7 protein-coding genes and 1 riboswitch are annotated in these 11,405 nt (G+C 69.4%); all 7 genes read left to right on the top strand.

Annotated elements, in window-relative coordinates; genetic code table 11:
* Window positions 1-1,060 (top strand): S8 family serine peptidase (locus tag A5700_RS13955; RefSeq protein ID WP_231991408.1); only part of this gene is annotated, 1,060 nt, incomplete at its 5' end.
* Between the two features lie 19 nt (window positions 1,061-1,079).
* Window positions 1,080-2,285, top strand: coding sequence for a type VII secretion protein EccE (eccE, locus tag A5700_RS13950; RefSeq protein WP_068075025.1), 1,206 nt, complete (start codon window positions 1,080-1,082; stop codon window positions 2,283-2,285).
* Window positions 2,282-4,111 carry a type VII secretion AAA-ATPase EccA gene (eccA, locus tag A5700_RS13945; protein WP_068075028.1) on the top strand — a complete coding sequence of 610 codons (1,830 nt, stop codon included), beginning with the start codon at window positions 2,282-2,284 and terminating at the stop codon, window positions 4,109-4,111. Before eccE ends, eccA begins: the two co-directional genes overlap by 4 nt.
* A gap of 510 nt (window positions 4,112-4,621) precedes the next feature.
* Window positions 4,622-5,887, top strand: a complete 1,266-nt coding sequence (locus A5700_RS13940; RefSeq protein ID WP_068075031.1) for a PPE family protein — start codon at window positions 4,622-4,624, stop codon at window positions 5,885-5,887.
* A 67-nt stretch (window positions 5,888-5,954) separates the two neighbouring features.
* A riboswitch (M-box (ykoK) riboswitch) is annotated at window positions 5,955-6,128 on the top strand.
* 450 nt (window positions 6,129-6,578) lie between these two features.
* Complete coding sequence (locus A5700_RS13935) at window positions 6,579-7,766, top strand: PPE family protein (RefSeq protein WP_068075034.1); 1,188 nt, start codon at window positions 6,579-6,581, stop codon at window positions 7,764-7,766.
* A gap of 929 nt (window positions 7,767-8,695) precedes the next feature.
* Entirely contained in the window at window positions 8,696-9,937 is a 1,242-nt protein-coding gene (locus A5700_RS13930) for a PPE family protein (RefSeq protein WP_068075036.1), read from the top strand.
* Window positions 9,938-10,001: 64 nt separating this feature from the next.
* Window positions 10,002-11,396 carry a PPE family protein gene (locus A5700_RS13925; RefSeq protein ID WP_068075040.1) on the top strand — a complete coding sequence of 465 codons (1,395 nt, stop codon included), beginning with the start codon at window positions 10,002-10,004 and terminating at the stop codon, window positions 11,394-11,396.
* Window positions 11,397-11,405 lie beyond the last annotated feature (9 nt).

Here is an 11,405-nt window from a genome sequence, read left to right as displayed (position 1 = left end):
GGCGATCGCCGAACAGGGTCACCGTCTGCGGCGGCCGCCCGCCCCGCCGCCGCCTCCGGCCAAGCCGAGCTCGGGCCCGGACGCCTTCAGCGGCATCGCCCCCGACGTCGACATCATCGCGATCCGGCAGTCCAGCCAGGCCTTCGGCCTCAAGGACGCCTACACCGGCGACGAGGACCCGCAGACGCAGTCCAAGATCGACAACGTCCAGACGATGGCGCGCGCGATCGTGCACGCCGCCAACCTCGGTGCCCAGGTCATCAACATCTCGGATGTGACCTGCATGAGCGCGCGCAACATCATCGACCAGCGCGCGCTGGGCGCGGCGGTGCGGTACGCGGCGGTCGACAAGAACGCCGTGATCGTGGCGGCCGCCGGCGACACCAGCAAGAAGGACTGCAAGCAGAACCCAGCGCAGGATCCGTTGCAGCCCAACGATCCGCGCAACTGGAAGGCCGTCACCACCGTGGTGACACCCTCGTGGTTCAGCGACTACGTGTTGACGGTCGGCGCCGTCGACCCGGACGGACACCCGCTGACCCAGGGCGGCCAGGGACAGGGCGCCACCAGCGTGTCCGGTCCGTGGGTCGGCATCGCCGCCCCCGGCAGCGACGTGGTGGGGCTGTCGCCCCGCGACGACGGGGTCATCAACGCGATCGACGGGCCGGACAACACGCTGCTGGTGCCGGCCGGCACCAGCTTCTCGGCCGCGATCGTGTCGGGGGTGGCGGCGCTGGTTCGCGCCAAGTATCCGCAGCTCTCGGCCTACCAGGTGATCAACCGGTTGACCCGCACCGCCCACGCCCCGGCGCGCGGCGTGGACAACCAGATCGGCCACGGTGTCGTGGACCCGGTCGCGGCGTTAACCTGGGATGTACCCGATGGTCCCGTGAAGCCGCCGCAACGGCTGTCGGCCCCGCTGGATATTCCGAAACCGGTCCCGCCGCGGGACATGGTGCCGATCTGGGTGGCGGCCGGGGGACTGGTGACCGCGCTGCTCGTCGGCGGTGGGGTGTTTGGCACGGCGATGCTGCTGAAGCGATCGCGGAAACAGCAATAAGGGTGGAGCAGCAACACACATGAAGGCTCAGCGCAAACTGGGGTTGTCCCTGACGTGGCCGCGGGTCACCGCGGTGTTGGTCGTCGACGTCGTGCTCTTGGTGGTGGCCAGCCACTGCCCGGAGTCCTGGCAGGGCAGCCACCGCATCGCCTTCTGGGTGGGCGTCGCGCTGGCGGTGCTGGTCGCACTGCTGTCGCTGGTCACCTACCACGGCCTGACCGTCGCGTCGGGCCTGGCCACCTGGTTGTGGGACTGGTCCGCCGACCCGGGCACCGCGCTGGCCGCCGGCTGCACGCCCGCGCTGGACCACCAGCGCCGGTTCGGCCGGGACAAGGTCGGCGTCCGCCAGTACGACGGCCACCTGGTCACCGTCATCGCCGTCAACGGCGGTGAGGACGACCCGGCGTCGCGGCACCGGCACCGGACGTCGCCGCCCACGCTGCCGATCCAGGCGGTGGCCGACGGGTTGCGCCAGTTCGACGTTCACCTCGACGACATCGACATCGTCTCGGTGAAGGTGCGCCGCGGCGGCCCGGAGTCCAGCGCCGCCGAGCTGTCGAAGCTCGAGGATTGGGGCCCCGAGGAGTGGGAGGTCGTCGGGGACCAGCCCACGTCCTTCGTGCGGCGTACCTGGCTGGTGCTTCGGATGAACCCGCAGCGCAACGTCGCCGCGGTCGCGGCCCGCGATTCGCTGGCCGCCACCCTGGTCGCCGCCACCGAGCGGCTCGCCCAGGACCTCGACGGCCCGACCTGCGCGGCGCGGCCGCTGACGGCCGAGGAGATCGCCGAAGTCGACCGTGCGGTGCTCGCCGACCTCGAGCCCACCTGGAGCCGGCCCGGCTGGCGCCACCTCAAGCACTTCAACGGTTTCGTCACCAGCCTGTGGCTGACGCCGTCCGACATCACCAGCGACACGCTGGACCAGGTGTGGGACACCGACGCGACCGCCACGGTATTGACCGTGCGGCTGACCTCGCGCCGGGGACGCGCCCAGGTGTCGGCGTGGGTGCGCTACCACACCGAGGGGCGGCTGCCCAGGGACTTGTCGGGGGGACTCAACAGGCTTACCGGGCGCCAATTGGCCGCGGTGCGCGCCAGCCTGCCCGCCCCGTCGACGCACCCGCTGCTGACCGTGCCGAGCCGCACCTTGCACGGCGACGACGAGCTTGTGCTGTCGGTCGACCAGTTGCGAGGGAGCCCGGCCGGCGTGCCCGCGGCGCAATGACCCGGCCCCAATCCACCGCCGAAGGCGCTCGCAACGCGATGGTCGCCGGCCTGCTGGCGTCCGGCGTCTCGGTGAATGGGCTGCAGCCCAGCCACAACCCGCAGGTGGCGGCGCAAATGTTCACCACCGCGACGAACCTGGACCCGTCGATGTGCGACGCCTGGCTGGCGCGGATGTTGGCGGGGGAGCAGAGCATCGAGGTGCTCTCCGGTGCCTGGTCGGCGCTGCGGACGTTCGGCTGGGAGACCCGCCGGCTGGGTGTGACCGAGCTGCAGTTCCGTCCCGAGGTGTCCGACGGCCTGTTCCTGCGCCTGGCCGTCACCAGCGGGGAGTCGCTGGCCTGCGCCTACGCTGCCGTACTCGCCGAGGCCAAGCGTTACGAGGAGGCCGCGGAGCTGCTCGACGGCGTCGAACCCCGCACGCCCATCGACGAGGAGCTGGTCGACTACGTGCGGGGCGTGCTCTACTTCCGCACCCAGCGCTGGCCGGACGTGCTGACCCAGTTCTCCGAGTCCAAGGTCTGGCGCCTGGCCGAACTCAAGGCCGCCGGCGCCGCGATGGCGACGACGGCCCTGGCCTCGCTTGGCGTCTTCGAGGAGGCCCTGCGGCGCGGACAGGACGCCATCGAGGGTGACCGGGTGCCCGGCGCCGCCAACATCGCGCTCTACACGCAGGGCATGTGCCAGCGGCATCTCGGCCGCGAGGAAGAGGCGGTCGAGCTGCTGCGCCGCGTGTACTCGCGCGACCCGAAGTTCACCCCCGCCCGCGAGGCGCTGGACAATCCGAACTTCCGGTTGGTGCTGACCGACCCGGAGACCATTGAGGCCCGCACCGACCCGTGGGATCCCGACAGCGCCCCCACGCGCGCCCAGGCCGAGGCCGCGCGCCACGCCGAGGAGGCCGCGAAGTACCTGGCCGAGGGCGACGAAGAGCTCAACGCGATGCTGGGCATGGAGCGGGCCAAGCGCGAGATCAAGCTGATCAAGGCCACCACCAAGGTCAACCTGGCGCGCGCCAAGATGGGCTTGCCGGTTCCCGTCACGTCACGCCACACGTTGCTGCTGGGGCCGCCGGGCACCGGTAAGACGTCGGTGGCGCGGGCGTTCGCCAAGCAACTGTGCGGCCTGACCGTGCTGCGCAAGCCGTTGGTGGTGGAGACCAGCCGCACCAAGCTGCTCGGCCGCTACATGGCCGACGCGGAAAAGAACACCGAGGAAATGCTCGAGGGCGCGCTGGGTGGGGCGGTCTTCTTCGACGAGATGCACACGCTGCACGAGAAGGGTTACCAGCAAGGTGACCCCTACGGCAACGCCATCATCAACACCTTGCTGCTCTACATGGAGAACCACCGCGACGAGCTGGTGGTGTTCGGCGCCGGCTACGCCAAGGCGATGGAAAAGATGCTCGACGTGAACCAGGGTCTGCGCCGCCGGTTCTCGACCGTCATCGAGTTCTTCAGCTACACCCCGCAGGAGCTGGTCGACCTGACCCGGCTGATGGGCCAGGAAAACGAGGACGTCATCACCGAGGAGGCGGCGCAGTCGCTGCTGCCGTCCTACACGCGGTTCTACCTCGACGAGAGCTATTCGGAGGACGGCGACCTGATTCGCGGCATCGACACGCTGGGTAACGCCGGCTTCGTGCGCAACGTGGTGGAGAAGGCCCGCGATCACCGCAGCTTCCGCCTGGACGACGAGGATCTGGACGCGGTGCTGTCCAGCGACGTCACGGAGTTCAGCGAGCGCCAGTTGTTGCGGTTCAAGGAGCTGACCGCCGAGGATCTCGCCGACGGCCTCAGCGCGGCGGTAGCGGAGAAAACCGACTAACGCTCTCCCGCGCTTATTCGGCGCGGGAAATGCACTGCCCAGCAAATTGCGTAATCCCTCCCTCGGCCCTCCGATTAGCGGGCGTCGACGCGGCCAGCGGGGGCATTAACGGGCCTTTTTCGCATCGAATTGCGGGCGGTCGCCGCCCACGCCGAGCGCCGTGCTGGGCGGCGAGCATCCGGTCCTGATATCAGCCGTTACATGGTGTTATCGCGCGAAACACGCTCTTCACATCGAGCGCGGACACGCGCCACTTGGCGTGCTTTAGTTGTTTCATCGATGTGTTTTGCTTGAGTCATTTACCAGGTCGCAATGCCTGCACGTGCGTTTGCCGATCCATGCGTCGGCTCAGGGATTGCCATGCCCGGCAAACCTTCGCAGCGCCGGTAGCGGGCTGAGTGTTTTCCGATAGGAGAGGTCCGATGTCTTCCGCTGTCACGCATCCGGAGCTGCCTGCCGCGCGTCGGGCACCGCGAGTGACGACGCCTCGCGATCGCCGGGTGCGTTGACATGGATTACGGAGCGCTACCGCCGGAAATCAACTCCGGGCGCCTTTACCTCGGACCGGGCTCCGCGCCGCTGCTGTCCGCGGCGGCGGCCTGGGACTCACTGGCCACCGAGCTGCACTCCACGGCCGCGCTGTACCAGTCGGTGATCGAGGGTCTGAGTAGCGAGGAATGGTTGGGGCCGGCGTCGGCGGCGATGGCTGCCGCCGTCGCGCCGTACCTGACCTGGATGGGATTGACCGGTGTGCAAGCGGAGAACGCCGGCGCGCAGGCTGCCGCCGCAGCGGGTGCCTACGACACCGCCTTCGCGATGACGGTGCCCCCGCCGGTGGTTGCCGCCAACCGGGCCCTGCTGGCGGCCCTGGTGGCGACGAACATCCTCGGGCAGAACACCCCGGCGATCGCGGTGACCGAAGAGGAGTACGGCGAGATGTGGGCGCAGGACGCCGCGGCTATGTACGGCTACGCGTCCAGTTCGGCGTCCGCGGCGGCGCTGACGCCGTTCCCGCCGCCGCCGCAGACCACGAACCCCAGCGGTCAGGCCGACCAGGCCACCGCCGTCACGCAGGCGACCAGCACGTCGGCGGCCTCCGGCGCCCAAGAGACGCTGACGCAGTTGACGTCGCAGATCCCGGGCGCTCTGCAATCGTTCGCCTCGCCCGTGTCGTCGTCGAGCTCATCGGCGCTGGCGTCCTCGTCGCTGACCACCGGCTCACTGTGGGACCTGCTGAATTCCAACTTCCTCAACGGCATCATCTCGGGTGGCTACATCAACCCCGCGATCGTCGAACCGGCCGTCACCGCGTCGATGGCCGACATCAACGCCGTGACGCTCGGCGGGTCGCCCAACACGCAAGCCATCCCGCCCATGGGGTCTGGCTCGGGAAATGCCGGCTGGACACCGGTGGGACAGCCGGGCGCCGTTGCGCCCGGTGCCACCGGAGTGCCGTTCGGTGACCCCCCGCTCGGCGCCACGGGCGTACCCGCGACGGATACCGGATGGGTCTCGGCCGGCACCAACCAGGCGGCGACGGTCGGCCGGTTGTCCGTGCCGCAGACGTGGACGGTGGCCGCCCAGGTGGAAAATCATGCGGGAGCGGCCCTTCCGGGCGGTGGCTGGAACAGCACGCCGCTGCCCCAGGGCACGCCGGCGGGAGCGCCGGGCATGCCCGGGGTCCCCGCGGTCAACGTGCCGGGCCGCAACTTCGGCAACGGGCCGCGCTACGGATTCCACGTCACCGTCATGCCGCGACCGCCCGCCGCGGGCTGAGCGTCGACCCGCCGGCCAGAAGGGGCACGCGTTTGACGCACCCGGGATCCGATGTCACCATGGCCGGTGAGCACCTCGTTAGGTGAGGCGTCCGCACGGACACAGGCCACTGACCTCGAACGTCGAGAGACGCCCAAGGTCAGGACAGCTCTTCCCGGCTTAAGGGTTGAGCCCAAGTGGCTTCCGGGAGATCGACCGGATACGTCGTGCGGTGCTGAAGCTTGGACGAGAGGGGTGCGGTGTCCGAGCGTTCGTCTCGGCCTCTTGCCCCGCGTGCACCGTGGCGCCCCCGCGCGCCCTGGCTGTGAGGAGGTGAGAGCGAAATGAAGTCCGGCGACAGTCCGTATCCCGAACCCGAGACCGTTTCGTCTCGATCCGGCCCCGGCCGCGTTCGCGCGTTCGTCATCGCCGCAACTCCTGCGCTTTAACCAGGCGTCATCCCTTCGCGGGTTTGTCGCAGCGGTGCGCGGAAAGTCGTTGCACGACGGGCTTTCCAACCGCCCCTGACTGCTGCGGAGAGGACCTGCGATGTCGATCGCTGTGACGATTCCGCGTGCCCGGGTAGCCGAGGTGTCGAGCTGCGCAGCTGAACACCGCGCTCTGCAATCGAATTCACATCTTCCGTGTCCGCTGATGCGTCGGCGGCCGCGCAGCGAACCCGACCGTCAGGTGCCGGGGGAGGAGGCTGATCATGACCGCACCACTGGACTTCGGCGCGCGTCCGCCCGAAATCAATTCCGCGCTCATGTATTCCGGCGCCGGATCCGGATCGATGCTGGCCGCCGCTGCGGCGTGGAATGCATTGGCCGCTGAATTGCGTTGCACCGCAAGCTCATACAGCTCGGTGCTGGCGTCCCTCACGGGCGAGGAGTGGCTCGGTCCTGCTTCGACCGCGATGGCCGCCGCGGCGATGCCGTACGCGGCCTGGCTGGGCGCGACGGCCGAGCTGGCCGAGCAGACCGCCGCGCAGGCCGAGGCCGCCGTCGCCGCCTACGAGGCCGCCTTCTCCGCGACCGTGCCGCCGCCGATCGTCGCGGCGAACCGCGCGCAGTTGGCGGCGCTGGTCGCCACGAATGTGCTGGGACAGAACACTGCGGCCATCGCGGCCACCGAGGCCCAGTACGCCGAGATGTGGTCGCAGGACGCCGCCGCGATGTACGGCTACGCCGGGTCGTCGGCCGCCGCCACCCGACTCGCGGGCTTCATCGGGCCGCAGCAGACCGCGGCGCCGGGCGCGCTGACGCGCCAGGCCGCGGCGGTCAGCCAGGCGGCCGGCACGTCGGCTGGAACTCAACAGGCCACGTTGTCGCGCCTGATGGCCACGCTGCCGTCGGCGTTGCAGAGTCTGGCCTCGCCGGCGGACGCGATGACGACAAGCTCCACCGGGACGGGGTTCTCCGACTTCCTGAACAGCAATTTCCTCAACACGCTGGCTTCGACCGGCGCGTTCAACCCCGTGCAGGTGGTGCAGGCGGTCACCAGCTCGACGTTGCTGGGGACCAGCGCCACGGGTGACGTCGCGGCACCCGCGGCGGAGGGCCTCGGTCAGGCGGTCGCCGTGCCCGTCAGCGGCGTCGGCGGCCTCGGCTCCGCGGTGTCGGCAAGCCTCGCCGAGTCCCACCTGGTCGGCCCGCTGTCGGTGCCACCCGGTTGGGCCGCCCCGGCCCCGCTGTCCAGCGCGCTGCCCTCGACGCTGGGCGGCACGCCGATGATCGCCCCGTCGGCCGCCGCATCGGCATCGTCACCGGCAGCGGCGGCGGGCATGCCCGGGATGCCCGGTGTGCCCCTCATGGGGCAGGCCCAACCGGGATATGGACGCGCGCTGCCCCAGTACGGCTTCCGCCCCCTCTTCGTGACGCACCCACCCGCCGCTGGCTGACGCGGCCACCCGGCCGTCGCGCCGCGCGCTCCAACGGCTTCACAGCAAACCTCGCGTCGTTGTGATGCCTCACATCATCGGGCCCTGACCTGTGAGCTAACCTCACAGCCGATATCCAGTAGCTAAGCAGCGGCTCCGCTGCCGCTTCGGCCTATCCTCGTGGTCGGTGGCGGGGAGCCGTGTCACCCGGGGCCGCCGGCTCGGGCCTTCATCGTCGAAGCCTGCCGGCACCGCGGACGTGTGACGCGCTGTCGCAAGCCCGCATTTATCGGAGCCCATTGTGTCGACAAATGGGTTTTACTGCCGAGGCTAACCCGTCGGCGCCGACAATGCAGTCGGCCATCCACATAAAGCCATAGGCGACGACCCGTTTCACCTGCGTTTTTCTCAATTCTATGAACGCATAAATATGTGTTCATAGCGAGCCGTTGCTGAAATGTCGCAATAATAATTCACTTCGCAATGTGCGTTTCACATACGGCGACATGAACCGTGGGATCCCCGCGTAATTTCCCCCCGACGTTCCGTCACCGCCTTCGATCGAAAGGAATGCTGTCGTGCGAAAGAAAGGCGCATTCGCGGTAGATATGGCTCTGAACGGGCTAAACAGCCACGTGTCACCAGCCGCATATTCGCACATCTCACAGCGTGAGCCTGTGCGAAGACATTGATCGTTAACGCGGTTTTACCTTCCCGGAACCGTGACTGAATTTTTTCCGATCACCATGGAGTTAATGTTCCGTACGCGCCTGCCGCCGGGCTATTGGTGGGGCGCGATCGCGGAAAGTGGGCGTTGTCACCGTTGCCGCGCGCACACGAAGGCGCGCCGGACGGCGATTACATGAATTCGAACTGAGCTGTGGACAGACTGCGGCAGACGCCGCTTTGTCGCATTTAGCATGGCCGCATCGGAGGGAGCGGGAGAAGAAATGCTGGATTTCGGGGCATTCCCGCCGGAGTTCAACTCGGGGCGGATGTACGTAGGTGCCGGATCGGGGCCGCTGCTGGCGGCCGCGGCGGCGTGGGATGAGTTGGCCGCAGAGTTGCAGGCGGCCGGAACGGCGTACGGGTCGGCCGTCGAGTCGCTGACCTCGGGCCCGTGGACGGGCCCGTCGTCGATCGCCATGGCGGCCGCCGCCGCGCCGTACGTGGCATGGATTCACGCCACCGGCGCCCAGGCCGAGGAGGCGAGCAGTCAGGCCAAACTCGCGGCGGGCGCCTACGAGGCGGCGTTCGCGGCCACGGTGCCACCGCCGGTGATCGCCACCAACCGGGCCCTGCTCGCGACCTTGATCGCCACCAACATCCTCGGGCAGAACACCCCGGCGATCGCCGCGACCGAAGCCGACTACATGCAGATGTGGGCACAGGATGCGGCCGCGATGTACGGCTACGCGGCGGCGTCGTCCGCGGCCGCGCAGATGACGCCGTTCACCGAACCGCCGCAAACCACGACCGACACGGCCGGGCAATCGCAGGGCAGTGCGGTCAGCCAGGCCGCCGCACAGTCCGGTTCGAACACCGCGTCGCAGCTCGGTTCGGCGATGCAACCGATGCTGCAGACGCTGGACGCCACCGGCAGCACGTCCGCGGCGGCTTCCGAACCGTCGCTGACGGTGCCGCCGGCCATCACGAACTGGAACACCATCTGGTCGGCGATCACCGGTGTCTACTCCCCGCAGTCGTGGACGAGCATTCCCGGTGGTCCCTTCCTGTCGTTCGGGCAGGCCTACTCCTGGGGACAGAACGGGCAGAGCGCCGCCGCCTACCTGGCCGGGCCGAAGGCCATCACCGGAGCGCTGGCGCCGCTGGCCGGTGGGACGGGTCTGGCCAAGCCGGCGCTGAGTTCCGCAGTCGGGGTGTCGGGGTCCATGGGCAAAGCGGCGCTGGTCGGCAGCATATCGGTGCCGCAGGGCTGGACCGAGGCCGCACCGGCCATCCGGACCATCGCGCAGGTGTTCCCCACCAACCTGGCGGCGGCCCCGGCCGCGCTCGCCGGCGAGGAGGGCGTCTTCAGCCAGATGGGGTTGTCCAGCCTGGCCGGGCGCGCGGTCGCCGCCAGCGCAGTCCGCTCCGCCGGGCCCGCGTCGGTGGCGGCCCTGGGCGGCGCCGTCACCGAGGCCGATCCCGCCGCCGCCACCATCATCGTCATTCCGTGCCTCGAGGAGTGAGCGCGATGACCATCCGATCGAGCACCGTGCGGCGACGCGCACGCCAGGGGACGAGGGGACAGCGATGATCTACGGAGCCTTTCCGCCGGAGTTCAATTCGGCCCGGATGTACAGCGGGCCCGGGGCCGAGTCGCTGGTGGCGGCGGCCGCGGCGTGGGAAAGCCTCGCCACCGAATTGCAGTCGACCGCAACGTCGTATCAGTCGGTGGTGTCGGGCCTGACGTCCGGCCCCTGGGTCGGGCCGTCGTCGGTCGCGATGGTGTCGGCGGCCGCGCCCTACGTCGCGTGGCTGCAGCAGACCGCCGCGCAGGCCGCCGAGACCGCCGCGCAGGCCACCCAGGCGGTGACCGCCTACGAGACGGCCTTCGCCGCCCATGTGCCGCCGCCGGTGATCGCGGAGAATCGCGTCCTGCTGGCGCAATTGGTGGCGACCAACCTGTTCGGGCAGAACACCGCGGCGATTGCGGCGAACGAGGCCGAATACGGCGGTTTTTGGGCCCAGGACGCCGAGGCGATGGACACCTACTTCGCCACCTCGGCGACTGCCACCAACAACCTGACGACCTTCAGCCCGGCCCCGCAGACCACCAACGACGCGGCCCAGCCGATGCAGGCCGCCGCCCTGACCCAGAGCACCAACGCGGCGGCCGGCAACGTGGCCGGCACCGTGGCTCAGGCGGCCACCACGCCAAGCGGGTTCACCGGGCCGCTGGCCTGGTTGGCGCAACTCGCGACGGATTACCAGACGTTTTGGACCAACCTGCTCAACACGGTCCCGGGCGGCGCCAACTTCTATACCGCCTTCTACAACGCGGTGAAGGTTCCACTGGGGTTGACGACGCAATTCAACGACATCGGGTTGTTGATCAACTTCCCGGTGTCCCAATGGCTGAAGTTCGCCCCGCCCCTCGCCTACGGCGCGCTGCCGAAGGACGCGCTGGGCGCGGGGTTGGGCGCGCTCGGTTTCACGCGCGGCACGCTGTTCGACGCCATCAGCCCGACGGCCGGGTTCGCGCGCGGCACCCTGGTGGGGAAGCTGACCGTGCCGCCGAGCTGGGCGTCGGCCACCCCGGCGATCCGTACCGTGGCCGCCGCGCTGTCGGCCGCCGGACCCGAGGCGGTGCCCGCCGCCGCGCTCGGCGAGGGCAGCCTGTTCAGCTCCATGGGGTTGGCGGGCATGTTGGGCAGCGCCCTGGGCGCCGGGGGCCCCACCGTGGTGGGCGCCGGGGTGCGCAGCCGCATGAAGCCGATCAACGAGGGCAAGCAGTCACCCGAGCAGCTCAAGCGCCTGGTCGCCCAGATCTCCGAGAAGCCGGAGTCCGTGCAACACCACAGCGTGGACCAGGAGGGGCTCGACGCGCTCCTCGAGCAGCTGGCGAAGAAGCCGGGGATCCATGCCGTGCACCTGAAGAAGGGCGACAAGTCCAAGGTGCTGCCCGCCGACGCGCAAATCGGCTGACGCCGAACG

Origin of the sequence: Mycobacterium sp. E1214 (assembly GCF_001666755.1) — a bacterium.
GTDB lineage: Bacteria > Actinomycetota > Actinomycetes > Mycobacteriales > Mycobacteriaceae > Mycobacterium.
The sequence above is the reverse complement of the archived record's forward strand: the minus strand, read 5'-3'. Positions and strand labels throughout refer to the sequence as shown.

Coding starts and splice junctions, on each gene's coding strand:
- eccE (WP_068075025.1), top strand. CDS start 1,080: ATGAAGGCTCAGCGCAAACTGGGGTTGTCCCTGACGTGGCCGCGGGTC.
- eccA (WP_068075028.1), top strand. CDS start 2,282: ATGACCCGGCCCCAATCCACCGCCGAAGGCGCTCGCAACGCGATGGTC.
- A5700_RS13940 (WP_068075031.1), top strand. CDS start 4,622: ATGGATTACGGAGCGCTACCGCCGGAAATCAACTCCGGGCGCCTTTAC.
- A5700_RS13935 (WP_068075034.1), top strand. CDS start 6,579: ATGACCGCACCACTGGACTTCGGCGCGCGTCCGCCCGAAATCAATTCC.
- A5700_RS13930 (WP_068075036.1), top strand. CDS start 8,696: ATGCTGGATTTCGGGGCATTCCCGCCGGAGTTCAACTCGGGGCGGATG.
- A5700_RS13925 (WP_068075040.1), top strand. CDS start 10,002: ATGATCTACGGAGCCTTTCCGCCGGAGTTCAATTCGGCCCGGATGTAC.